This window comes from Actinotignum stranguriae (assembly GCF_051265215.1).
Classification (GTDB): Bacteria; Actinomycetota; Actinomycetes; order Actinomycetales; family Actinomycetaceae; genus Actinotignum; species Actinotignum schaalii_C.
In genome coordinates this window covers 20,157-44,037 of sequence record NZ_JBOZCJ010000009.1, presented here as the reverse complement: position 1 = coordinate 44,037, position 23,881 = coordinate 20,157, and the positions used below count along the sequence as shown (strand labels likewise).

General features: G+C 60.1%; 19 protein-coding genes and 1 tRNA gene. 18 read left to right on the top strand and 2 right to left on the bottom strand.

The window, feature by feature from the left end; translation table 11 throughout:
* Positions 1 to 22: 22 nt before the first annotated feature.
* From ACRQEG_RS04700 to ACRQEG_RS04635, 14 genes are all read left to right on the top strand, one after another.
* Positions 23 to 1,030, top strand: a complete 1,008-nt coding sequence (locus ACRQEG_RS04700) for a dihydroxyacetone kinase subunit DhaK (RefSeq protein WP_026428449.1) — start codon at positions 23 to 25, stop codon at positions 1,028 to 1,030.
* Entirely contained in the window at positions 1,030 to 1,677 is a 648-nt protein-coding gene (locus ACRQEG_RS04695; protein ID WP_435733794.1) for a DAK2 domain-containing protein, read from the top strand. The genes ACRQEG_RS04700 and ACRQEG_RS04695 overlap by 1 nt, the downstream gene beginning before the upstream one ends.
* A gap of 289 nt (positions 1,678 to 1,966) precedes the next feature.
* Complete coding sequence (gene mvk / locus ACRQEG_RS04690) at positions 1,967 to 2,947, top strand: mevalonate kinase (protein WP_016442369.1); 981 nt, start codon at positions 1,967 to 1,969, stop codon at positions 2,945 to 2,947.
* Positions 2,944 to 3,918: a diphosphomevalonate decarboxylase gene (mvaD, locus tag ACRQEG_RS04685; protein WP_320755940.1), complete on the top strand. Its 975-nt coding sequence runs from the start codon at positions 2,944 to 2,946 to the stop codon at positions 3,916 to 3,918. The genes mvk and mvaD overlap by 4 nt, the downstream gene beginning before the upstream one ends.
* Positions 3,915 to 5,018 carry a phosphomevalonate kinase gene (locus ACRQEG_RS04680; RefSeq protein WP_320757939.1) on the top strand — a complete coding sequence of 368 codons (1,104 nt, stop codon included), beginning with the start codon at positions 3,915 to 3,917 and terminating at the stop codon, positions 5,016 to 5,018. The genes mvaD and ACRQEG_RS04680 overlap by 4 nt, the downstream gene beginning before the upstream one ends.
* On the top strand, positions 5,015 to 6,160 hold the full coding sequence (gene fni / locus ACRQEG_RS04675) for a type 2 isopentenyl-diphosphate Delta-isomerase (protein ID WP_320757940.1): 1,146 nt from the start codon (positions 5,015 to 5,017) through the stop codon (positions 6,158 to 6,160). The genes ACRQEG_RS04680 and fni overlap by 4 nt, the downstream gene beginning before the upstream one ends.
* Positions 6,161 to 7,496: 1,336 nt before the next feature.
* Entirely contained in the window at positions 7,497 to 8,420 is a 924-nt protein-coding gene (locus ACRQEG_RS04670; RefSeq protein WP_016442376.1) for a transporter substrate-binding domain-containing protein, read from the top strand.
* 95 nt (positions 8,421 to 8,515) lie between these two features.
* Positions 8,516 to 9,175, top strand: a complete 660-nt coding sequence (locus tag ACRQEG_RS04665; protein ID WP_320757941.1) for an amino acid ABC transporter permease — start codon at positions 8,516 to 8,518, stop codon at positions 9,173 to 9,175.
* A complete protein-coding gene (locus ACRQEG_RS04660) occupies positions 9,159 to 9,956 on the top strand; it encodes an amino acid ABC transporter permease (RefSeq protein ID WP_320757942.1) in 798 nt (265 codons plus the stop codon). Before ACRQEG_RS04665 ends, ACRQEG_RS04660 begins: the two co-directional genes overlap by 17 nt.
* Positions 9,953 to 10,846: an amino acid ABC transporter ATP-binding protein gene (locus ACRQEG_RS04655; protein ID WP_320757943.1), complete on the top strand. Its 894-nt coding sequence runs from the start codon at positions 9,953 to 9,955 to the stop codon at positions 10,844 to 10,846. Before ACRQEG_RS04660 ends, ACRQEG_RS04655 begins: the two co-directional genes overlap by 4 nt.
* Before the next feature lie 5 nt (positions 10,847 to 10,851).
* Entirely contained in the window at positions 10,852 to 11,955 is a 1,104-nt protein-coding gene (locus ACRQEG_RS04650; RefSeq protein ID WP_274735112.1) for a hydroxymethylglutaryl-coenzyme A reductase family protein, read from the top strand.
* Entirely contained in the window at positions 11,956 to 13,131 is a 1,176-nt protein-coding gene (locus ACRQEG_RS04645) for a hydroxymethylglutaryl-CoA synthase (protein WP_320757944.1), read from the top strand.
* A gap of 289 nt (positions 13,132 to 13,420) precedes the next feature.
* A complete protein-coding gene (gene hemQ, locus ACRQEG_RS04640; RefSeq protein WP_155875828.1) occupies positions 13,421 to 14,149 on the top strand; it encodes a hydrogen peroxide-dependent heme synthase in 729 nt (242 codons plus the stop codon).
* 74 nt (positions 14,150 to 14,223) lie between these two features.
* Positions 14,224 to 15,492 carry a ferrochelatase gene (locus tag ACRQEG_RS04635; RefSeq protein ID WP_320757945.1) on the top strand — a complete coding sequence of 423 codons (1,269 nt, stop codon included), beginning with the start codon at positions 14,224 to 14,226 and terminating at the stop codon, positions 15,490 to 15,492.
* Here ACRQEG_RS04635 and orn read toward each other — a convergent pair whose 3' ends face one another.
* Positions 15,493 to 16,158 carry an oligoribonuclease gene (gene orn / locus ACRQEG_RS04630; protein WP_320757946.1) on the bottom strand — a complete coding sequence of 222 codons (666 nt, stop codon included), beginning with the start codon at positions 16,156 to 16,158 and terminating at the stop codon, positions 15,493 to 15,495.
* A gap of 173 nt (positions 16,159 to 16,331) precedes the next feature.
* Positions 16,332 to 16,404 (bottom strand) — tRNA-Arg (locus ACRQEG_RS04625).
* A gap of 102 nt (positions 16,405 to 16,506) precedes the next feature.
* Between ACRQEG_RS04625 and ACRQEG_RS04620 the strand changes: the two genes are divergently transcribed.
* The 4 genes from ACRQEG_RS04620 (at position 16,507) to ACRQEG_RS04605 (ending at position 23,728) form a co-directional block, all read left to right on the top strand.
* Complete coding sequence (locus ACRQEG_RS04620) at positions 16,507 to 18,051, top strand: GTPase domain-containing protein (protein WP_320757947.1); 1,545 nt, start codon at positions 16,507 to 16,509, stop codon at positions 18,049 to 18,051.
* A 20-nt stretch (positions 18,052 to 18,071) separates the two neighbouring features.
* Complete coding sequence (locus ACRQEG_RS04615) at positions 18,072 to 19,487, top strand: GTP-binding protein (protein ID WP_435730874.1); 1,416 nt, start codon at positions 18,072 to 18,074, stop codon at positions 19,485 to 19,487.
* A 60-nt stretch (positions 19,488 to 19,547) separates the two neighbouring features.
* A complete protein-coding gene (locus ACRQEG_RS04610; protein ID WP_320758243.1) occupies positions 19,548 to 19,748 on the top strand; it encodes a hypothetical protein in 201 nt (66 codons plus the stop codon).
* A 257-nt stretch (positions 19,749 to 20,005) separates the two neighbouring features.
* Positions 20,006 to 23,728, top strand: a complete 3,723-nt coding sequence (locus ACRQEG_RS04605; protein ID WP_320758244.1) for a YobI family P-loop NTPase — start codon at positions 20,006 to 20,008, stop codon at positions 23,726 to 23,728.
* Positions 23,729 to 23,881 lie beyond the last annotated feature (153 nt).

Below are 23,881 nucleotides of genomic sequence, written 5' to 3'. Positions count from 1 at the left end.
CCTTCCAACACAAAGGATTATCATGAAAAAGATTATTAATGATCCGAATAAGTTTGTCGATGAAATGGTCGAAGGCATCCTTTTAGCTGCGCCGGAAGACCTGAAGACCCCGGGCGATGATCTGCGAATTCTCGTGCGTGCAGATGCGCCAGTCGCCGGGCAGGTAGGAATTGTTACGGGCGGCGGCTCGGGCCATCTACCGCTTTTCAAAGGGTACGTCGGCAAGGGGCTGTGTTCGGGCGTAGCCATCGGCAACGTTTTCTCCTCCCCATCCTCGCAGCAATGCTACGAAGCAGCGAAGGCCGTAGACGGCGGTAAAGGTGTGCTCTTCCTGTATGGAAATTACGGAGGAGACGTCTTTAACTTCGATCTTGCTACCGATTTAGCTGAGCTTGACGATATCGAGATTAAAACGGTGCTCGGTCGCGACGACGTCGCTTCCCAGCCGAAAGAAAAGGCTGAAGACCGCCGCGGTGTTGCGGGAATCTTCTTCGCCTACAAGACCGCGGGAGCCTCGGCCGAACGTGGCGATGACCTTGAGACAGTCGCCGCAATCGCGGAGAAGACGGTGTCCCGGACCGCAACTATGGGTGTGGGGCTGTCTCCCACGATTCTTCCCACAACGGGCGAACCGAGTTTCGACCTCCCCGATGGGGAAATGGAAATGGGAATCGGGATCCATGGTGAACCGGGAATTCGGCGTGAACCGCTCCGTACCGCTGACGAAATCGCCGATGAAATTCTCGAGGCTATTGTCGCGGATCTGGAGATCACAGCGGGTGATCGGGTAGCCGTTCTCGTCAATGGCTTGGGAGCAACTCCCTTGGAAGAACTCTATGTTCTCTATCGCCGCGTGCATCAGCAGCTGACGGCCAAGGATGTTGTGATCGAACGCAAGTACATCGGCGAATACGCAACCAGTTTGGAGATGGCAGGAGCATCGATTTCACTCCTCAAGCTCGATGATGAAATTCTCGAGCTCCTCGACGCGCCTGCGCACTCGCCCTTCTTCGAACAAAAGGAACACTAATGAAAACTCCCGAACTTATCTCCACTATCAAAGAAGCATTGGGTTTGCTTATCAATTCTGCGGATGAATTAAGGGATCTTGATCAGCTGCTAGGCGACGGCGATTTGGGTATTACGATTTCGGCCGGTGCCAATGCCGTCATTGGCGCACTGGAATCGGCAGATCCCAATCAGAAGCCTTCGCAGGTGACACGAACCTGCGCCAAGGCTTTCGCGAATGCGAACCAATCCACTATGGCTGCGCTCGTTGCCGGTGGGCTTCTCGCTGGATCGAAGATCTGGGGCGATAAAGAAGAGATCTCGCGAACCGATGCTGAAGCATTCATGCGTGCTGCTGCGGAGAGTATCGCTCAACGCGGAAAGAGCAAGGTGGGGGACAAGACGATCCTCGATGCCATTGTTCCGGCGTGCGATGCGGTGCGCGATTGCCCGGAAGATGCGGATGCTACGGACGCAGCGATTAAAGCTGCTGCCGAAGCTGTTGTCACAACCCGTGATTTGCAATCGCGCCGCGGCCGCGCATCCTGGCTGCAGGACCGCTCAATCGGGCTTCAAGATCCGGGAGCTACAGCCTTCCTGAGGCTTTTGGAAGCCTGGCGTGATGCCATCGCCGGGGAAGTTTCCGAGCCTTTGGCACGCATGCAATAAACATACGAGTGCGGTGGGGGCGGAGCGATTGTCGTTCTGCCCCCACTTTTTCGATGCCAGATATCCGTGCCTTCTCTAGTAGAAACTCATTTGATCAACGCGTTCTCCACATAAACAAGGTGGAGCCTTACCCCGCGTGAAAGAGTGCGGAAAACGTGGCGCGCGCTATCCTCACCGTCACGCCACCAAATTCTCGGTACCATAGGGGAATGACCAGCGCGGAGCCGTGCCCCGCGCAGCAGGGCAAGTACAGGTAGGCCGCTCGCGGCCGTGACAAGGAGCCGCACAGTTGAGCCAATCGCAATCCTTCGCGTTCGATACCCAAACCCGTATCCCCAAGGTACGAATCGGGGTCGGTCGCGCGCACGGCAAGGCGATCCTATTCGGCGAACACGCCGTGGTTTACGGGGCCCCGGCAATTTCTCTCCCTGTTCATGTGCTTCCCGTTATCGCCAATGCCACCATCACCACCGGCGAATCCACGATTAGTTCCGAGCTTTATCGCGGTCCGGCCGCCTCCGCCCCGGAGCGCCTGAGTCCCGTGGTCGCCGCTATTGATGCCGGGCTCGATTTCGTGGCCCCGGGCAGCTCCGCCCACGTCACGATTTATTCCGATATTCCTTATGAGCGCGGGCTCGGCTCCTCGGCCGCGGTCGCTGCCGCGATTGTTTCGGCCATTGCCGACGCCGCGGGGGTGCGCCTTTCACCCGCCGAGCGTTTCCTCCTCATCCAGGTAGCCGAACGGGTGGCCCACGGTCGCCCCTCCGGCATGGATGCCCACGGCGTCGTCGCCGATACTGTTATTAAATTCCAGCGGCCGGACGTCACTCCGCTGATCGTGGCGCGCCCCCTTCACGTGGTGATCGGTGATTCTGGAGTGCCCGGCGCCACCCGGCAGGCTGTCGGCTCGGTGCGGGAGCTGCGTGAACAGTTCCCGGCGAAAGTGGAGACCCTGGTCGCGCGGCTGGCCGGATACGCGGCGGACGCGGAAATGCAGCTCGCGACGGGGGATTGGGCGAGCATGGGGGAAAATATGTGGCGCGCCCACGCGACCCTCGCGCAGCTCGGCGTCTCCTCCCCGGAACTCGATACTCTTGTAAACGCTGCTCACAGTGCCGGGGCGCTCGGTGCAAAGATGACCGGCGGCGGGATTGGCGGGTGCGTCATCGCCCTGGCAGAGAACAGTGCTCACGCGAAAGACATCGCCGCGGCGCTGAGCGCAGCGGGCGCGGCAAACGCCTGGTCCACCTGGGTGGAGGCCAGCAAATGAGCACCGCGCGCGCCCACCCGAATATCGCCCTCATCAAATATTGGGGGAAAGCGGATGACGAGCTCATGCTTCCCGCCGCACCTTCTGTTTCCCTCACCCTCGATATTTTTCCGACGACGACGACAGCCCGCCTCGCCCCCACCGCCCAGCGTGACCGACTCATTCTCAACGGCCAAGAAGCGAGCGAAAAGGCGCTTCGCCGGGTAGAGCGGGTGCTCGATGTTATCCGCGAACAGGCCGGGCGCAGCGAAAAACTGCTGGTCATCAGCGATAACGAAGCGCCGACCGGCGCCGGAATGGCCTCCTCGGCTTCCGGATTCGCGGCCCTGGCGCTCGCGGCCGCCACGGAATACGGGATGGATGTGAACACCGCTCACCTCTCTCGCCTTGCTCGGCGCGGTTCGGGATCGGCTTCGCGTTCGGTTATTAGCGGGGTGGCGCTCTGGCATGCCGGAACGGATGAAGAATCGTTCGCTGAGGAGATTCCGGCACCGCCGCTGGCCATGGTCTCGGTCGTACTCAACACTGCTCACAAGAAAATTACTTCCCGGGAAGCGATGGTCACCACCCGCGCTACCTCGCCGTACTACCGCGGCTGGGTGGAATCCACTCGCGATATGGCCGCGCAGATGGTGGAAGCCTGTAAGGCGGGGGATATGCGGCGCATCGGTGAGCTTACCGAGCTCTCCGCGCTGCGCATGCACGCCTTGATTATGAGCTCCGAACCGCCCATTCATTACCTGACGTCCGCGTCCTGGCGCGTTTTTGAGCTGGCCCGCACCCTGCGCGGCGTGGGTTTGGATGTGTATGCCACCGCGGATGCCGGCCCGAATGTGGTGCTCCTGACCCGCCCCGAGCTCGCCGCCGAAGTGGCACGCCACGCCGAAGCCCTCGGCGAAGTAAACATTGCTCACGCGGGGAACGGTGCTTACCTTGTAGCGGAACCGGAGTCTCACCGGGAGGTGCTGTGAGCGAAGCAGATAGCTTGAGCGGAGCAGATACAGAGCAGGCCTCCGCGCGCATCCACGCCAATGCGCCGGGCAAGCTCTACATCGCGGGGGAGTACGCCGTGGTGGAAGCCGGCCGGCCGGCAATCCTTATCGCGGTGAACCGTTTTATTGACGTGGTCCTCACCCCTGCGGAAGGCTCCGGCCTGGTGCGTTCGCACGGCAACGGTTTCGCGCCGCTCTACTGGCGCCACGAAAATGCACTTCCCGTTTTTGATGATATTGGTTCCGATTACGCTGCCAATGCCATCCGCACCGTGGAAGCGCTGCGCAGCGAACGCGGCCTGGAGGCCCGCCACTACAACCTCGATATCACCTCCGGCCTGGTGGAAGAGGACGGCCGTAAATACGGCCTGGGTTCCTCAGCTGCGGTGACGGTGGCCATCGTGGATGTGCTCAATCGTTTTTACGATCTCAAACTCACCCTGGAGGAACGCTACAAGATCGCGCTGCTTTCCGTTCTGGAGCGGGCCCCGCGGGCTTCGGGCGGTGATATTGCTGCTTCCACCTACCGCGGCTGGGTCTACTACCGCTCCCCGGACCGCGCGGGCCTGAGCGAATACGCGCGCAGCCACAGCGTGACCGAGACCCTGAGCGCACCGGCCTGGGATCCATGGGCGGTGGAATCATTGCCCGCTCCCGCCCGCGAAGAACTCCTGGTTGGCTGGACCGGCCTGCCCGCCTCCACAGAGCACCTGGTTTCCGGGGTGCAGGCCCGCTCGCGCGGCGCCTATTTCCCCGGTTTCCTGGACGAATACGAGGACGTGGTGGAACGCCTGGCCACCCAATTGCGCACTGGGGGCCGCATCGGCGCGGAGATCACCGCCGCGCGCCGGCTCCTGCGCCAGCTGGGCGCCAGCTCGGGTATCACCATCGAAACCGAGCGCCTGACTCATTTATGCGACGTCGCCGCCGAGCTGGGGGGAGCTGCCAAATCGTCCGGAGCTGGCGGGGGTGACTGCGGGATTGCCCTGGTGGGAAGCGATGTGGATAAAGACGCGGTATATCGGGGTTGGTGCGCGGGCGGCGTCGAACCGCTGAACCTCGCGGTGGTGGAAGGATGAGCACGGTGAATGCTGCCGGCGCGGCTGAGGCTAGCGCTTCGCGCGGTATGGGCCATGGAGCCAGTGCGCAGCAGGACACTTCCCGGGCCGCGCGTAAAGATGAGCATGTGGCCCTCGCGCGGGCTCAGGAGATCCGCCGTAATGATTTTGATTGTGTGGCGCCGGTTCATCACGCGCTTGGCGCGTGCGACGTCGCCGCGGTGGACCTGTCCACGCAGGTCGGGACCTTCACGTGGCCGGTGCCTTTCTATATCAACGGGATGACCGGCGGGACGGAAGCGACCGGGCGCATTAATCGGGTGCTGGCGATCGCGGCGCGGGAAGTGGGCGTGCCGATGGCCAGCGGATCGGCCTCGGTGGCCCTCGATGATCCGGCTACGGCTTCCTCGTTTACTGTGATTCGGGAAGAAAATCCGCGCGGTTTCGTTATGGGCAATATTGGGGTGGGGCGCAGCGGCGCGGATGCTCGGCGCGTGGTGGAGCTTCTGGACGCGGATGCCCTCCAGCTGCATCTCAATGCGGGGCAAGAAATTGTTATGCCGGAAGGCGAGCGGGAGTTTTCCGGTTGGCGCGCCTCGGTGGAGGAAATCGTGGCGCAGGCCGGCGTGCCGGTGATCGTCAAAGAAGTGGGATTCGGGATTTCACGGGAAACGCAGTGTGTGCTCGCGGATCTTGGGGTGCAGGTGGTTGATGTTGGGGGAGTGGGCGGCACGGATTTCGCCCGCATTGAAAACTCCCGGCGGGAAGCACGTGAATATTCGTATTTAGCGGGCTTCGGGCAGTCTGCCGCGCTGTGCCTGCTTGAGGCGGAGGCGGGAAGTGGGCTTGATCTGCTGGCTTCGGGCGGGGTGCGCAATCCTTTGGATGTTGTCCGTTCGCTTATTTTGGGGGCGCGTGCGGCCGGCGTGGCTCGCCAATTCCTTGAGCTGGCAGTTCAGGGGGATGAAGCCGCTGTGACAGGTTTGCGTTCCTGGCGGGATCAGGTGCGCGCGCTGCTGGCGCTGCTCGGGGCGCAGACGGTCAGTGCGGCGCGGCAGTGCCAGGTGTTTATTACCGGGGAGCTGGCCGAACGGGCCCGGCTGCGCGGCGTCGATCTTGAGGCGTATGCGCGGCGTGGACCTGTGGCAGATAACGTGGCCTAGTAAATAGCTCGGTAAACAGAGCTGATCGCTCATCGCTTCTCACATCGGGCCTGAATCCGGATATAGTGGAGCAAAATGAAGGTGCGGATCCCGGTTCTGTCTAGGCGTTTGGTTTGGCTGGTTGTGAGCCGACGGATCCCGTGTGGAATACCTTGTTTGGGGAGGATGAGCGACGTGATTACGGGGAAGGAAGCGGTACGCCTCGCTGCTGAGCGTAAGCGTAAGTATTACCCGAGATATACGATTTATTCTCATGGGTGGTTGGAAGACGACGAGTATTATTGTCCTATTTTATTCGTTAAATATCCGTCAAAAGGGCCGCCCCGTTTTCTTGTGAACAAGCAGACCGGCGAGGTTGAGGAATTTCAATATCTTCCTAATCGACCTATTGCTGCTCGGTTGAAGGCAATGAAGCGAACTAAGTATTTGTTCCGTAGGGTGATTATTCGCCCTCGACGATTCCCTCGGCGGCGTGAAGATTAAAGCGGTTCGCATGCTTGTGTGAAGTGTGACGGGTCGTCAGATCCTGGACCGGAGAGGCGCCGCTTTGGACACAGAGTGTCGATGCTGACCTTCATGATTTTCCTTCCTAAAATGTATAAGAAGTAGAAGATGTATAAGATGTAAAAAGTAGTAAAGGTCGAGATTTGCGGATAAGGATTGCGACTGATCCGTTCAGATCAACAGGTAATTTGAGGGCCGTCATATCATCTTCTCTTTGACTCGTCCGTAGTGGATAGCGCTGAGCTACTCGTTTCCTGCGGTATTTTCCGGGAACTGTACTGCGCTCGTACGACACGTGAAGTACATCTGTGAAAAACATACCGTCTCCCGCAGGGGCTCCTGTGATTGTTGGGGTACGTGAGGTTACCGCGTCTGAGCGTTGTGTCTGTGTAGAACGACGCCGCACCGCAGTCGCACTTGACCTGCCCTAATAACCCCACTCCCGCACCGCCTTATGAGATGTCCCACAGGGGTGCTTCTCTTATCAACTGGATTTCTGCGCGATGAGCGCCTAACGTAATCCCCATGGCGAACAGGACCACTCAGATGCACACCGCGATGCGCGGTGCCTGCGTGCGTACCTGCATGTGCCCCATGTGTTGCATGTGTTGCTGTCGCTAGTTCGCCAGCGGAACCCGAAAAATTAGTTGCCCCATACTGAAGACCGGGCATTTTCGGATAAGCCAGCGCGGACAAGCGGTACCCCGGTGTTCAATTCCCGGGGACTAACACAAATGTGGATAATGCGATGTCCGCGGTGGCACGGCCTTGCGTTTCGTTCCCAAAATCCCGCATTATCCACGGTCAACCCAACACCAAGTAAGGAAGAACCGTGGCAATTGCACAAACCTCACGTATTCGTCGTCGCGTCCTGGGCGGGCTGTCCGCCCTGGCGGCGCTCACCATGGCCCTTACCGGGTGCTCCAGCCCGGATCTATCCGGCTCGGGTGACTCCGCCCCCGGTACCGCCGCGGGTACCGGGGCCGGTGCGGAGAGCGCCACCGTGGGGGCCCGCACCCCCGAACAGATCAAAGAAGCCGGCTCGATTCGCATCGGCACCTTCGCGGACAAGGCACCTTTTGGCTCGCTGGTCGGGAAAAACACCTACGAAGGCTACGACATAGTTTACGGTGAGCGCCTCGGCAAAGACCTGGGTGTCAAGGTCGAGTGGGTCCCGGTGGATGCCTCCTCGCGCGTGGAATTCCTCAAGTCCGGAAAAGTCGATATTATTCTCGCGAACTTCACGGTGACTCCCGAACGCGCCGCGCAGGTGGACTTCGCCAATCCCTACATGAAGGTCTCCTTCGGTGCCGTTTCCAGCGCGAAGGAGCCGGTGCGTTCGGAAGCGGAACTCGCGAATAAAAATATTATTATCGTCAAGGGCACCAGCCAGGATGCATGGATTACCGCGAACCACCCGGAATGGAAGGTGACTAAGTACGAGCAATACACCGAGGCCACCAATGCCCTTACCGACGGACGCGGGGACGTGTGGATCACGGACAACACCGAGGCCCTCGCCTTCACCGAACAGAACAAGGATTTCGTGACCGGAATTGCTTCCTTCGGGGAAGAATCCACCATCGCTGCCGCCGTGCAGCAGGGAAATACCGAGTTGCGCGACTGGATCAATAACAACCTCGTGGATCTTGGCAAGGAGAACTTCTTCCACAAGGACTTCGAGCAGACCCTCGCCCCGGTCTACGGCACCGCGATCTCTCCCGATGAACTCGTCATCGAGGGAGGGGCTCGCTAACAGTTCCCTCCTCCCTCACGCGCGGGCCGCCCGGCCTCAGCTAGCCGCCCGGGCGGCCCGCGCCGGGGGAGAGTGAACATCAAGCGAGGATACCTATGGATCTATCAGTACTGAGCGAAGCGTGGCCCCTGTACTTGCAGGCCATGCTCGTCACGCTCCGCATCGGCGCCATTGGCGTGGCCGCCTCCCTCCTCCTCGGCTGGGTGTGCGCGGCGCTCGCGCATTTCCGGGTGCCTATCGCGCGCCAGCTCGTGGCCATCTACATCGAGCTCTCGCGCAATACCCCGCTTCTTGTCCAGCTTTTCTTCCTCTATTTCGGCCTCCCGAAAATCGGCCTCACCCTCACCGGGGAAACCTGCGCGATTATCGGGCTGACCTTCCTGGGCGGCTCCTATATGGCCGAAGCTTTCCGCTCCGGCTTGGACTCGGTGCCGCGCATCCAGCGCGAATCCGCCCTCGCCCTCGGGCTCACCCGCCGCCAGGCCCTCACCCGGGTCCTCCTCCCGCAGGCCGTCGCCGTGGCGATGCCGGCACTCACCGCGAATATTATTTTCCTCATCAAGGAGACCTCGGTGGTGTACGTGGTTGCCGTTCCGGACCTCATGTACCTGGCCCGCGAACATATGGGCCTGCAATCCACCACGCAGGAAGCGCTGTTCCTCCTTACGGTGTGCTACACGATTATTCTGCTCCCCATCGCCCTCGGAGCACGCTGGCTGGAAGGGAGGATGCGCCGCTATGCTGCCGTTCGCTAACGTCACCCTCGCTTCTGTATCCGCATATGTTACGACGACGCACGGCGCGCTCGCGTCCCTGCCCGCTCGCTTCACCTCCGCACCCGCGCCCACCGTTCCGATTAGCGGCGGGGAAGGCTGGCGCCCACTCCTCGATCCGGAGAATCTTTCCCTCCTTTTCCAAGGTCTGTGGGTCTCGGTGCGCATCGCCCTCATCGCGATGGCGCTGTCCCTTGTATTTGGCACACTCCTGGGCCTGGTTATGGACGTGCGTTCGCGCCTGGTCCGTTTCCTCACCCGCGCCTACGTGGAGGTGCTGCGCATCATCCCGCAGGTGGTGCTCCTCTTCATCGTCTATTTCGATTCCACCCGTACCTTCCACCTCGATATGTCCGGCGAGCTCGCTGCGATTATCGTTTTCACCCTGTGGGGGACGGCGGAGATGGGGGACCTGGTGCGCGGCGCCATTGCCGCCGTACCCGCCCACCAATACGAATCGGCCCACGCGCTCGGGCTGTCCACTCGGCAGCTCCAGCGCCACGTGATTCTTCCGCAGGCGATCCGCCAGCTCATCCCCCTCACCGTCAATCTCACAACCCGCATGATTAAAACGACGGCGCTTGTTTCCCTCATCGGCGTCATCGAAATCCTCAAAGTTGCCCAGTCGATTATCGACCGGGAACGCTTCGACTACCCGGATGCCGCCCTGTGGATCTACGGCGCGGTCTTCCTCATCTACTTCGTGGTCTGCTACGCGATCTCCGCCTATTCACGCCACTTGGAAAGGAAACTAGCACTATGACAAGCCCGGCATATTCCCAGCCCCTCGACCCTGAACTCGCCTCCGACTCGCGCTCCCTAGGCACCACATCCGCTCCCGGCCAGCGCGCCCTAGGCGGCGCATCCGCCCCCAGCCCGCTCGCTTTGCGTGGCGCGGCCGGGCACGCACAAACGCTGCGTTTAGTGGACGTTGATAAAACCTACCCGAATGGCGTGCATGCCCTGCAAGGGGTCTCGCTTGAGGTGGCGCCTTCCGAAGTTGTTGTCGTCGTCGGCCCATCTGGATGCGGCAAATCTACGCTGCTGCGCACCATTAACGGACTGGAGGATATCCAATCCGGAAGCATTTCCTACGGTGAGCAGAACCTCGCGGAACCGGGCACGGACTGGACCGCGGCGCGCGCCCGCATCGGGATGGTTTTCCAGAATTACGAACTGTTCCCGCACCTGTCCGTCCTCGATAATCTGCTCCTGGCCCCGCGGGTGGTGCGCAAAGCGCCCGCCGGACCCACGCGTGAACGCGCCCTGGCACTGCTGGAACGAGTGGGGTTGGCGAACCGGGCCGATGCGCGCCCCAGTCAGCTTTCCGGCGGGCAAAAGCAGCGGGTGGCGATTGTGCGCGCGCTCATGATGGAGCCGGAGGTGCTGCTCCTGGACGAAATCACCGCCTCGCTGGACCCGGAGATGGTGCGCGAGGTACTCGACGTGGTCCTCGAGCTGGCCGGCGGCGGGATGACGATGCTGCTCGTCACCCACGAAATGAGTTTCGCGCGGGCGATCGCGGACCGCGTGGTCTTCATGGACGCCGGGAAAATCGTGGAAATCGATAGCCCCGAGCGCTTCTTCACCAGCCCCGCCTCGGAGCGCGCCCGTGCCTTCCTCAAGACATTCGTTTTTGAGCCGGTAGACTGAGCGGCGTGACTGACTCGAGAATCACCCCGGACTCGCAGACCCCCATCCCCACTAAATGGGTGGGCCCTATTCACATCTCCGGCCCCGTCCTCAGCGGCGCCGTGGAGGTTCCGCTCGCCACCTACGAAACACCGCTGTGGCCTTCGTGCAACCGCGGCGCGGATGTCTCGCGCATGGTGGAGGGTGGCATCCGCGTGTGCGTGGCCGATGAGCGCATGTCTCGCTCGGTGCTTTTTATTGCCGACGACGCCGCAGCGGCTCTCCGCGCGGTCACCGACATCGCGGCGCGGCGTTCCGAGTGGGAACGGGTGGTGGCCGGGCAGTCGCGCTTCGCGCGCCTGCTGGATATCCACCCGGAAGTGGTGGGGAATTTGCTTTTTGTGCGTTTCGAATTCTCCACCGGGGATGCCTCGGGTCACAATATGGCCACCCAGGCAGCTGAAGCTCTTATGGGTGCAATATCAGCGGTGTGCCCGGAGCTGACCTACGGGTCCATTTCCGGGAATTACTGCATTGATAAAAAGCCCTCCGCCGTCAACGGGATTCTGGGGCGCGGGCGGCGCACCATCGCGGATATGTTCATTCCGGATGAGGTGATCGCCAAGCGGCTGCGCAGTGACGCGCACCGGATTGCCGAGCTGAATTACCGCAAGAACTGGGTGGGCTCCACGCTCGCCGGGGCGGTGCGTTCGGCAAATGCCCACTATGCCAATATGCTGCTGGCGGTGTACCTGGCCACCGGCCAGGATGCCGCCAATATTGTGGAAGGTTCCCAGGGCTTCACCCACGTGGAAGAACGCGCAGGCGGGCTCTATGTATCCTGTACCCTCCCGAATCTCATCGTGGGAACTGTGGGGAACGGCAAGGACCTGCCAGGTATTGAAGCGGTCATGGAACGTATGGATCTGGCGGATCGGAGCCGGCCGGCCGGGGAGAACTCCCGGCGCCTGGCGGCCATGATTGCCGCCACCGTGCTATGCGGGGAGCTATCCCTGCTGGCTGCGCAAACGAATCCGGGTGAGCTCATGCACGCGCACCGTAAATTTGAACGCGGCGGGGCCCCCGCGCCCCGTGCGGCTCAGCAGCAGCCACGCGTTAAGGAGAACTAAGTGAATATCGGTATTGACGCACTTGCCTGCGCTACTTCGCATTACTGCCTACCGCTCGCGGATATGGCGGAGGCTCTGGACGTGCCCGTGGGCAAGTACCACGTGGGGCTCGGCCAAGAACATATGAGCATCCCGGCCCTCGATGAGGATGCCGTCACCCTGGGGGCCCAGGCCGGGGCGTGCCTTTTGACCGCCACCGGCACGGAGGGAATCCGCACCGTCATTTTCGCCACCGAATCCGGGGTGGATCAGTCGAAATCTGCCGGGGTTTTCCTGCACGCGCTCCTCGGGTTGCCGCGCCATGTGCGCACCGTGGAAATGAAAGAAGCCTGCTACGGGGGGACCGCGGCGCTACAAAGCGCCCTCGGTATTGTGGCGCGCCACCCGAAAGAAAAAGTGCTGGTTATCGCCGCGGATATCGCGCGGTACGCGGCGGGCGGATCCGGGGAACCCACCCAGGGAGCCGGCGCCGTGGCTTTCCTGGTGAGCGCGCAGCCGCGCCTGCTGACTATCCCCGCGGTGAGCGGCGTTTACACCGCGGATATCAACGATTTCTGGCGCCCGAATGACTCCAGCACCCCGCTGGTAGACGGCCACCTCTCCATGGATGCCTATATGGATGCCCTCACCGGGGCCTATGATGACTACCTCGCCCAAGGCGGCATCCCCGCAGCTCAGCTGGCTCGTTTCGTGCACCACCAGCCCTTCGGGAAAATGGCTCGCAAAGCCCACGCCCGTCTTATGGCCCATACGAACGATCCGCGCGGAGATGAGGTGATCGAAACCGGCCTCACCTACGGGCGCCAGATCGGCAACTCCTACACAGCCGCCCTCTATATTGGCATCCTTTCCCTCCTCGGTACCGACCCGGCCGATCTGACCGATACCCCCATCGGGCTCTTCTCCTACGGCTCGGGGGCGGTGGCGGAATTCTTCGCCGGTATCCCGGTGGCCGGCTACCGGGAGCGGCTGCGGGAAACCGGGGCGGATGCCGCGGGAATCGCAGCGCTGCTCGCCGCGCGGGAAACTATCGATTTCCCCACCTACCGGGTTTTACACGGTGCTCTGCGCACGGATTCCGCCGATTTTTCGACGCCGCCGCAGACCACCGCACCTTTCCGCTTCGCCGGGGTGAGTTGCGGGGTGCGCCAGTACGAGGTGCGGGCCGAGGGGTAATACGCCAGGCCGGGGCGAAGCCGGCGCTCAAAATCAGGGCGGAGCCGCGCGCCACGTGAACACCGCTGGGCAGTGGGGAGTGGAGCGGGGCAGCGTCGTCGTACCAAGATGGCGACACCCACATGTACGGCACCCCGCAAAATAATCGTATGCCGTAGTGAAAGTCGACCATACTGGAGGTGAGCTACCCGCACCACCCCGGGCGAAACTCGGGAGTCTCCGAAATCTGATACAGTTTTTCTGCGCGTGTCAAGTGACGAAAGACTTAGGAGACAGTACGATGGGGAACATGACTCAACGACCCGCAGATGTGGAACCGAACTGGAGCGTCTCCGGCGGCGACCACCATCCTGATACCGAATACACGATTTACACAGTTGTTCATCGCCCGGCCGGTAGCCCGGCCCCCGCGGATCTTTCCAATGCCACGGCGCGCATTGATGAAGTTATTGCCGCGCACCCGGAAGTCACCCTGCGTGGCTTCTACGATCTGTCCAATTTGCACGAGCATGCCGATCTCATGGTGTGGGTGCACGGGAAAGACCTTGCCCCGCTCCAGGATTTCATGCGGGACCTGCGCACCACTCCGCTTTTTGAGAATCTTGATGTGACCTGGCAGGTTCCCGGTGTGCACGTGGCCGCGGAATTCAACCGCATGCACGCCCCGGCCTTCCTGGTGGGTGATAAGCCGCTGAGCTGGCTGTGTACCTATCCCTTCGTGCGGCACGCGGAGTGGTACCTCATGGACGGCAAGGAACGCGCCGTGCACCTGCGTGAACACGGCATGGCCGCCTCGAAATTTGAGGGCATCCTCGCCAATACCGTCGCGTGCTTCGGGATGTCGAATTACGAGTGGATGCTCGCTTTTGAAGCTGAAGATCCCACCCAGATTGTGGACCTCATGCGCGCCATGCGCTACACCCAGGCGCGGCGCTGGATGAAGCGTGAAACACCCTTCTTCTTCGGGCGCCGCTGCGAAACCAGCGAGCTCGCCAAGATTCTGCGCTACGAAGCCTAAACAGTGCTTATTCCGTGAGCGGTGTTTACCACCGCGGAACGTGCACGGATAAGCAGCGCTTACACAGGAGATTCATGGACTACCAAGCCAGTCAACAGACCAGCGCCGCCCTGGTGGCCGAACGGAAAGCTCCGCGTGCCACGCGCATCACCCGCGCTCCGGGCGAGCATATTTTGGCGGGAAGCCCCGCCGTGCAGCACGCCGCCGCGCGCGGGGAGCACTGGGTGAGTGAACCCACCGCCTATGACGCCATCGTGCTCGCTTCCTTTGGCGGGCCTAACGGTCAGGAAGACGTACTGCCCTTCCTCCGCAATGTCACGGCAGGGCGGGGCATTCCCGATGATCGCCTCGAAGAAGTGGCGGTGCATTATCGGCTCAACGGGGGCAGTTCGCCCATTAACGGGCAAAACGCGGCCTTGCGTGCCCGCCTGGAAAGCGAACTTGCCCGGCGCGGCCACAATATTCCCGTCTACTGGGGCAACCGCAATTGGGAACCCTATATTTGGGAAGTGGTGCGTGAGGCATACGAGGATGGCCACCGCACCCTGCTGGCGGTGCCTACCTCGGCGTATTCGGGATATTCCTCCTGCCGCCAGTACCGGGAGGATTTCGCGGACGCGCTCGAATACGCGCAGATCCCCGAGGATATGCGGGTGGATAAACTGCGGGAGTTCTTCGATCATCCCGGTTTCGTGGTGCCCTTTATTGAGGGCCTTGCGGCTGCCTATACGCAGATGCGGGAGCGCGGTTTCGCGGCGGAAGAGATTGAAGTCCTCTTCACTACGCATTCCATTCCCAACCGCGCCAATGAGCTTTCCGGCCCGCCCGAACTGGGCGGTGGGCTCTACCTGCGCCAGCACGAAGCGGTGCGCGATGCCATCCGTAGCGCGGTGGAGGATCAGGTGGGGGCTCGCCTGAGCTGGCAGATGGTCTTCCAGTCCCGTTCCGGCCCGCCGCATATTCCGTGGCTGGAACCCGATATTAATGATGTTATTGAAACGTTGCCGGGGCGCGGGCGGCGGGCTGTCGTCGTCGTTCCTATCGGTTTTGTATCCGATCACATGGAAGTGCTGTGGGACCTCGATAATGAGGCCCGGGCGACGGCGCAACAGTGCGGCCTAGCTTTCGCGCGGGTTTCCACCCCGGAAGAGCATCCGGCTTTCGTGGCCGGTCTGGCGGATCTGGTGGAGGAACGCCTGGAGGGGCGTCCGCGCGCGCAGCGGGCCCACCTCACTGAGATGGGCCCGTGGTTCGATCTGTGCCCGGCGCATTCGTGCCGGAATCCGCACCTGCCCGAATTGCGCGCCATTGGCGGCTTTATCGGGGAAGGCGTGGACGCGTAATTATTCGGTGGCCTCGGCTGCTGCGGTACCGGTAGCGCAGCTATCGCCGGCAGCCAGCCGTTTCGTTTCGCCTTCTACCTGGCGTGCGGCCTGCTGGGCAACCTCGGTGTCCACGCTTTCCGGGAAGAGCACCGCGCGGTAGTAGCGCAGCTCGTCGATGGAATCGTAAATATCACCGAGCGCCCGGTGGTGCCCGAACTTCTCCGGCGACACAAAATACGCCTTCGGGTACCAGCGCTTCGTCAGCTCCTTAATGGAGGAGACGTCAATAATGCGATAGTGGAGGTAATCGACCAGCTCAGGCATGTATGCGGTGAGGAAGGTCTTATCGGTCCCCACCGAATTACCGCCCAGCGGCGCCTTACCTTCCGGCACCCGCTCCTTGAGATAGGCAAGCACCTGGCTTTGCGCCTGCGCCACACTCACCCCGGTTTCCCATTCCTTGATGAGACCGGAGGAGGTATGCATATCGCGCACAAAATCGTTCATCTGCGCGACCGCCGCAGCGGAGGGCTTAATAATAATATCGATGCCCGCGTCCACCGGGTGGAGGTTGCCGTCCGTCACAACAACGGAAATTTCCACCAGCTCATCAACGCGGGGATCCAAGCCTGTCATTTCGCAATCGATCCAGACAATCGGATCGTTTAGATCGTGGTAACTCACCCCTCCATTCTAAGCACACGCGTGCGAGCGGGCGGATGCGGTCCGCGTGGGATGGGATAGCACGACGACGCCGCCAGCTGGCAGCGGGGACTGTGGCCACGCGGGCGGTGCTGCCGGGCGACCCGGTCACCCGGTGCTGCCGGGTGGTGCCGCGGAACAGCCCGAAACAAAAGCGCCCCCGAAAGGATTCGAACCTTCGACCGACGGATTAGAAGTCCGGTGCTCTATCCACTGAGCTACAGGGGCCTGGCGCGCTGCGCCTGGCGCAGAAGCGGCGCTCTTAATGTACCCGAATCGGCGGCGGGGTTAAAACTACGCGCCCGCGTCAAAATGGTGAACAATAGAGGGGTGGCTCAATATCGTGATGTTCCTCGTCTTATCGCTCGCACTATCGACGCGCTCGATAAAGCGCGCTTTCCCCTTGCCCTGCCCGGATCGCGCGATATCGAAGCGGAGCGCACCCAGCTCATCACCCAGCTGAAAAACCGGGTGCTCCCGCGGATGGAACGGGAAGCCACCCCTGCAGTGGTGGTGCTTGGCGGCTCCTCGGGAGCCGGGAAATCCACTCTCTTCAATTCGCTTTTCGGGGAGGAACTCTCCGCCGCCTCGGTGCTGCGCCCCACCACCCGCACCCCGGTGATCGCCGTGCACCCGGATGATGCTCCGCTCCTGGAAGGCCATGTGCTCACCACCCTGGCTGAGGTACGTGAAAGTGCCGGCGCAATCCCCGGGCTGGTGCTGGTAGACGCCCCCGATCTTGATTCCGTGGACGCGGATAACCGCGCACTGGCCCGTACCCTCCTCAATAGCGCGGACCTGTGGATTTTTGTGACCACCGCCTCCCGCTACGGGGATGCCACCGCCTGGTCGGTGCTCACCGATGCGCACGGGCGCGGGGTGACCACCGCGGTGGTACTTAACAGGGTCCCGGCCAGTGCTGCCCGCACGGTGCGCGCGGACCTGGCGCGCCGGATGGAAAACTCCGGGCTGGGGGACTCCCCGCTCCTCATCGTGGCCGATAACGGCCCCACCGCCGGGCTCCTTCCCCCCGCTAGCGTGGCCGAGCTGCGCCAGTGGCTCGAATCCATGTCCGAAACCGGCTTCGGTCAGGCCCTCATCACCCGGGCGGATGCCGCCATGTTCCCGCATATGGGCGAACGCCTGGAGCACATCGCCGCCGCGGTGGAAATGCAGGCGGAAGCCGTGGAACACCTGCGCTCCGTGGTGGAGCAGTCCGCGACCGCCCCGCGCGAGGCCCTGCGCAAAGCCGCCCTCAGCGGACGCTTCGGAGCCGGGGCACCCACCACCGCCTGGCTTTCCGCCGCCTCCAGCGGTGGGCCACTAGCAGGTATTAACCCGGCCGCCAGCCCCGGCCTGGGGGCGCGCGGGCGTATCGGGGCCCGCGACGCCGCCATGACCACCGTGTTTGAAGCGGTCCGCACCGCCGCGGATGTCACCCTCACCCAGCAGCTCAGCGATGCCAGCGACGCAATTCTTAACGCTTGGGCGGGCGGGGTGATTGACACTCGCGAACTCGCGGCAAGCGCTCGCGCCGCCCTCGATCTGGATGCCATCCGTTTCCGGGCCTTCTCCGCGTGGATGAGTTACCTGAAGGCTACCGCGCAGGCCGCACCGCAGAATCGCTGGTTCGGCACCGCCGGGATGGCCGCGGTACTCGGGGCCGCGGCCGGGGGAGTGAACGGGGCACGCAGCCTAGCCGACGGGCTCTACCGGGGCGGGGCTGTGCGCGAGGCCCGCGAAGAACTAGCCCGGCTCCTCGACGGGGCAATCACCGAGGTCACGGAAGTATTTCGTAACCAGCTTGGCGATGTGGAGCTCGGTTCGGGGCGCACGCTCCGGCTGCGTGCCGTCGAATTTAAAGACAGGTTCTAGTGGAGGAAGGGAAGAAGCTCATGGACACAGCCACCGTGACCGCGCGCTTGGAGCAGCTGCGCGGCGTCGTCGCTCAAGGAAAAGATCTATTCGATCCGTATGTGCTGCAGCGCGCCGAACGGGAACTGGAGGAAATCTCCGGGCGCCTGGAAGCTGGGCTCGGCCTGACGGTGGCGGCGCTCGCGGGTGGCACCGGTTCGGGGAAGTCCACGCTCTTCAATGCGCTTACCGAGCTCAATTTCGCGGACGCGGGGGACGTGCGGCCCACCACCATGGATATCACGGCCTGCGTCTGGTCCGCGGCGGCCCGCCCCGTGCTCGAGGCGCTCGGCGTGAAACCGGAGCGCACCATTTCCCATAATTCGCTGTTGAGCAGCTCGAAGCGCGAGCTTGATTCCCTGGTGCTCCTTGACCTGCCCGATCACGACTCGGTAAGCCTGGGTAATTCCGCGCTCGTCAACCGCATTTTGCCGCTCGTAGACGTGCTGGTGTGGGTGCTCGACCCGCAAAAATACGCCGATCACCTCATTCACGATTCCTATATCGCAGCGATGCGTGAGCGCGCCGACCGCATGATCGTGGTCCTCAACCAGATCGACACCCTCCCGGAGGGCGGCACGGAGGCCATCACCACGGATATCCGCAAGCTGCTGCGCGCGGACGGCATCGCTGATTCTGTCCCGATTTTCCCGGTCTCGGCGCTGCACCGGCGCGGGCTGGAGCCGCTGCGCGACGCCCTGGAGAAGGCAGCTGGGATTACCAATGCCGCGCTGGAGACCACCTCCGCGTATCTTGACGAGATCGGGGCGCGCCTGGGGGAGGGCCTCGAGGCCGCGCCGGTGCATCTGGAGGCGGAAAAGGCCGAGGAGATCGCACGCGGGCTCTCGGTGGCTTCCGGGGTGCCGGCGGTGGCCGAGGCGATTGCCGGGGTGGGCTGGCATGCCCGCGCGGTGGCGCCGCCCGAACAGCCCGCCGCCGCGGTGGTGGATGCGCATCGCGAGGCCTGGCTCGCGCACGCGAGCAGCGGCCTGCCCCAGCTGTGGGCGCGCCGCGTGGATGAGCAGGTGAGCGACGCCGCGTCCCTACGCCGCGCCATTGGTGGTGCTTTGCGCGCCGTTCCGGTGCGCGGTGGCGGGCGCGGGGCCCTGCTGGGCGGTGTGCTCGCCGGGATACTGCTTGCCGCGGTGTGCGTTGGCGCGGGCGTCGCGGCGCTGGCGCCGTGGTGGGGGGCGGTTCTTGGTGCGGTGGTTGCGGTGCTGTGCGGTTTCGCCCTGGGATGGTGGGCACGACGCCGCAGCGCAGCTGCCCGGGCGCGGGCCTACCAGCGCGCGGTGAATAAGGAGCTGGGCGCGGTGGTGGAGAAGCATTGCGTTGCTCCGGCGCGGGAGGTGCTTGACCAGTACGCGCGCGTGCGCCAGGTGGTGCGCGGGGAGTAGCGACAGCAGTGCGTTTAGCTAAAGCTTCCCCACGAGTGGGCTAGGCAGTAGGGTTGGGCTATGAGTGTGAGTCGCGTTGATGAAACCCGTGAGCGCGCTGCCGAGCTTGCGGGCGATTATGTGACCGTCGCGGCGCAGGAAGCTATCGAAGATATCCTCGATGTTGTCGAAGCGGAAAACGCATGGGCTGATATTGAGTCTGGTAAAGAACGCCTTATACCTTTTGGCGAGGTTATGCGTTCACTTGAGCTGGAAGATTAGCTTCTGCACCTAGGATTGAGAGAATCCATCTTCCCTCTCCTCGGGTGGGAGGTGCCAGTTCCGGATGTGCCAGCCTGCGTATCACGGGAGCCTCGGGTTTAGGTGATAATTTCGATTAGTTATCATGGCCCATAGGACAATGTTTACCCAAACGCTGGGACGATCATGCTTGTTCGTTAGGTTTGGCTTTTATGGTGCCCGGTGCTGGGTTGTGCGTTGACCTACGAAGTGCGTTTTGCTAAGGGGGCCTCATAGTTATGAGTCAAGCCGATCAGAAATCAGCCCAGCAAGCTTCTGCTGCGAATGATTCAGCTAAGCGGGAGCCCGCTAAGCAGCCCTGGAACTTGATTCCGCTTACGCCGGAATATCTCGAAGCTGAGCATGGCGTCTACGTTGAGGCACTTGAGGACGCGCTGGAAAACAGAGCTATCCGCAATATCGCGCTATCTGGGAACTATGGCGTTGGAAAGAGCAGCGTTTTGCGTGAACTTGGACGGCGCCTTGACGGTCGCGTTGTCGAGCTCTCGCTATCAACGCTCGCTCCCGTGAAAGTCTCGAAGGATGATGTGGAGGTACCCCCTCAGGCGCTAACCCCAACCAACCGGATCCAAAAAGAGATCGTTAAACAGCTCCTCTATCGGGAAGATCCTCGGAAGACTCCAGCTTCAAGATTTCGCCGTATAGAGACTTTCCACTGGTGGAGAGAAGCTGGCATTGCCGCACTATTAGGTTTCGTTGTTGCCATTATCTTTCTACTGACCGGGTGGACTTCCAAAATAGTTTCGGCCATTCCTGCACTGGTTGGTTTAAACGCTTGGGTGCATTTGGGGGTCTGGGCTGTAGCTACTGGAGTGGTGCTAAGTACTCGTCGACTTTGTTATGGGAAGCTTCGCATCAAGCAATTCACAGCAGGCGCCGCGACGGTCACTCTTGACGATACGTCTGTTTCTTATTTTGATCAGTACCTCGATGAGATCGTCTACTTCTTCGAGGCATCGGATCTTGATGTTGTGATCTTTGAAGATATTGACAGATTCAACGATTCACACATCTTTGAGACACTACGGACTCTCAATAATTTGTTAAACACCTCGCCTCAGATCAAGGAGCCAATACGCTTCATCTATGCCATTAGGGATAGTATCTTCGACCGAATTTGGTTGAAAGAAGAAGGTCGTGATTTTGAAACGAGTCCATCTGCAACTGAGGATTCAGCTCTTGCGGAGGCGGTGCGTGCCAATCGAACTAAATTCTTCGATCTCGTGATTCCGGTGGTTCCATTCATCACGCATCGCAGTGCGCGGGATCTAGCGACCCAGGTGATGGCGCAGATTGACCACAAAGTAGATCAGGGATTGCTTGACCTGGCATCCAAGTATGTTCCTGATATGCGACTCCTGAAGAATATCCGCAACGAATTTATCGTTTTTCGTGACCGAATCTTCTCCGGCGAGGGGAAAGAGCTTGACCTCAGCGAAACAGAGCTTTTCGCCATGATGCTCTACAAGAGCACCCATCTCACAGACTTCGAGAATATCCGGCTCGGTAAGAGCAATCTGGATGTTCTCTACGAGCTCAGTCGTAACCTGGTAGCTGAGAATATCAAGCAAATCGAGACTGATTGCTGGCTCCTACGATATCGACTCGATCAGATAGATGGGGTGAAAAATCATAGTGAAGAGCTCGGTAAATGGTTGCTTGGGCATATGCTGAGGACTGCGAGGGCTATCGGATATGATGATCCAACGTCAACGGGATCGTTCGAATTTGATGGTGAAACCTTCGATAGCATTTCGGATGCAGAGTTTTGGAAGAGCTTCTTTAATGCCCCCGGGGACCCTGAGCTCAAGTGGAACATGCGACCCCAATGGGGGCGGACGTTTACATTTATTCGGAGTGACATCGTGGCAGCTTTTCGAGACCGATTGATTCGCGATGTTTTGGATGCTGAGGATGAGGCTGTGCTCAACGAAAGGCTCACGCAGAATACCAGGGACATTGATTTTTTGGGCAACGCCGATCTTGTAGACCTTCTGGCCCAACCAAAGTTTCCCGTTAACTATAAAGGAAAAGCTTGCAAACTAGATTCCGTGGCCGAGGAACTTCTGGGCTGTGGACTCGCATATAAGCTTATTCGCGCAGGATATATCAATCGGAACTTCACTCTGTATACGTCAACTTTCCATGGTGATCGAGTGAGTTCAGTGGCGACTAACTTCATTATCCACCATGTCGAACGAGATTTGATGGATATGCACTTTAATCTCGAAGCGAGTGATGTTGACGCCATCGTGGAGGAATGCGGCATAGAAGAACTGGAAAAGCCAGCATTCTATAATATTTCGATCCTTGATCATCTTCTCGCGGGGTACAACACTGATGCGGGGACTAGTCGGGCAGCCGATATCATGATTCGTTCATTCGACAAGCTTGAGGAGCGTCAGATCCAGTTCCTGGATACATATTTGAGTATTGGCGAGAACGCATTACAGCTTGTCCAGCTTTTTGCAAGGCTGTCTCAACGGGTGCTTTTGTATCTTCTCAGTCGAACAGAGCTAGAACTGAGTGAGACTTTGAAAATCGAGCTCGTAGATACTGCGTTGGCAAATCTCTCCTCAGATGTACAAGATACTGATGCGAATGTCGTTAACTATCTGCAAGCGCATTGTGTAGAATTCCCCGTGCTTACTGACTATGGGAAGCCCGACCAGGCAGAGCGGGTTGCCGAGCTTTTTGCTGCGAAAAATATTGTGATCCCTAATCTGAAATCTCTGTCAGCTAGTGCCCGTACGTCTTTCATATCGCGGAATCTCTACGAAATTACCCATGAGAATCTGAGCATTGTCATTAACAATGACGAAACAGTGGGCCTCGATACCATCCGCGATGTAGACAGAAATGTTTACGGTTACGTCGTTGATAATCTTCATGCTTACCTGGATGCGGTGGCTGATTCGTCTGCGACGATTGATGATTGTGAACAGTTTGGCATAGTGCTTGAGGATTTGAGTGAACAAGAACTTCCTCTTCTAGATACCGTAATTAAGCGGGCTTCTTCATCCTGTCAAATCGCCGAACTTGGTAGTGTCCCAGAGCGTTTGTGGCCAGTGTTGGCGCAGGATCAGCGTTTCCCCGCAACGTTCAGCAACGTGAACCTGTATGTTGGTTCGCAGGGCATTGATGAATCGCTTTCTTTGTTGCTTTCTCGAGCGGGTGAAATTAGTAAAACGGAATCCGTGGATGAAGAGGATAAGGTTACTTTAGCTACCAAATTCCTTGAGGCGAGAGAGCAATTGCTTGACGCTAAACTGCGCGTGGATCTGGTCGTGAGTCTAAGATTCAACGCCCATCTCAATATCGGAGAAATCACCGCGGAGAAGGGCGAGTTATTTGCTTTGCTAGTCAAACACGACGTCATAGAAGACAATGCGGAGGTCTATCAGCATCTTATGTCAACAGATTGGCTAACGCGGAAACTAATCATTTGCGACTCGTCTGAATTTGAAAACTATATGACGCCACGATTGGTGGAGGGAGACCTGACGAGAATTCTCGAGGATGACGGTATTCCAGAGGTAATCAAGCGTGCGATTGTCAAGAAAGCCGAAGACTACGTCGAAGTGGCGGATGAAAAGGCGCTGGTTGAAATCGCGCGATGTGCTGTCGATTACGAGGAGCGGATTCCGTTAGATGTCATAACAACGATGGTAGCGGGAGGTGTCCCATCGGAATACATCGTGGTCCTCCTTGAATCGCATCTCCAGACTATTGAACGTGTAGATCTTTTTGAGATATTAGATGCTCTAGGTGGGGAATACTCAAAATTGACGTCTGTGGGCGCGGAGGTTGTCCGCGTCCCAAATACCCAAGCAGATCGCGCACTTCTCGACGGCTTGAAAGAACATGGAATTGTTAACACATACACATTGAGTAAAGATGAAGTGAAGATCAAAGTTAACCGTAAACGTAAGAGTAAGTAACGCTAAATGTTTTGCGACGGGGTCTTACTTGCTTCTCGGATCCGATTCAGTCTTATTTGAGGAATTATCCACACCTTGCCGAAACGCAGCGGTTATCCACAGCCAAGTCAAGGGTGCTCGCCGGGCGAGCGTGAGCGGGTCATGATGGTGTCC

Excerpts from the sequence above, each read along its gene's own strand:
- mvaD (WP_320755940.1), top strand. The coding sequence starts at position 2,944 with ATGAGCACCGCGCGCGCCCACCCGAATATCGCCCTCATCAAATATTGG.
- ACRQEG_RS04660 (WP_320757942.1), top strand. The coding sequence starts at position 9,159 with ATGCTGCCGTTCGCTAACGTCACCCTCGCTTCTGTATCCGCATATGTT.
- ACRQEG_RS04665 (WP_320757941.1), top strand. The coding sequence starts at position 8,516 with ATGGATCTATCAGTACTGAGCGAAGCGTGGCCCCTGTACTTGCAGGCC.
- ACRQEG_RS04615 (WP_435730874.1), top strand. The coding sequence starts at position 18,072 with ATGGACACAGCCACCGTGACCGCGCGCTTGGAGCAGCTGCGCGGCGTC.
- ACRQEG_RS04635 (WP_320757945.1), top strand. The coding sequence starts at position 14,224 with ATGGACTACCAAGCCAGTCAACAGACCAGCGCCGCCCTGGTGGCCGAA.
- ACRQEG_RS04605 (WP_320758244.1), top strand. The coding sequence starts at position 20,006 with ATGAGTCAAGCCGATCAGAAATCAGCCCAGCAAGCTTCTGCTGCGAAT.
- ACRQEG_RS04695 (WP_435733794.1), top strand. The coding sequence starts at position 1,030 with ATGAAAACTCCCGAACTTATCTCCACTATCAAAGAAGCATTGGGTTTG.
- ACRQEG_RS04610 (WP_320758243.1), top strand. The coding sequence starts at position 19,548 with ATGAGTGTGAGTCGCGTTGATGAAACCCGTGAGCGCGCTGCCGAGCTT.
- fni (WP_320757940.1), top strand. The coding sequence starts at position 5,015 with ATGAGCACGGTGAATGCTGCCGGCGCGGCTGAGGCTAGCGCTTCGCGC.
- hemQ (WP_155875828.1), top strand. The coding sequence starts at position 13,421 with ATGACTCAACGACCCGCAGATGTGGAACCGAACTGGAGCGTCTCCGGC.
- ACRQEG_RS04655 (WP_320757943.1), top strand. The coding sequence starts at position 9,953 with ATGACAAGCCCGGCATATTCCCAGCCCCTCGACCCTGAACTCGCCTCC.
- ACRQEG_RS04700 (WP_026428449.1), top strand. The coding sequence starts at position 23 with ATGAAAAAGATTATTAATGATCCGAATAAGTTTGTCGATGAAATGGTC.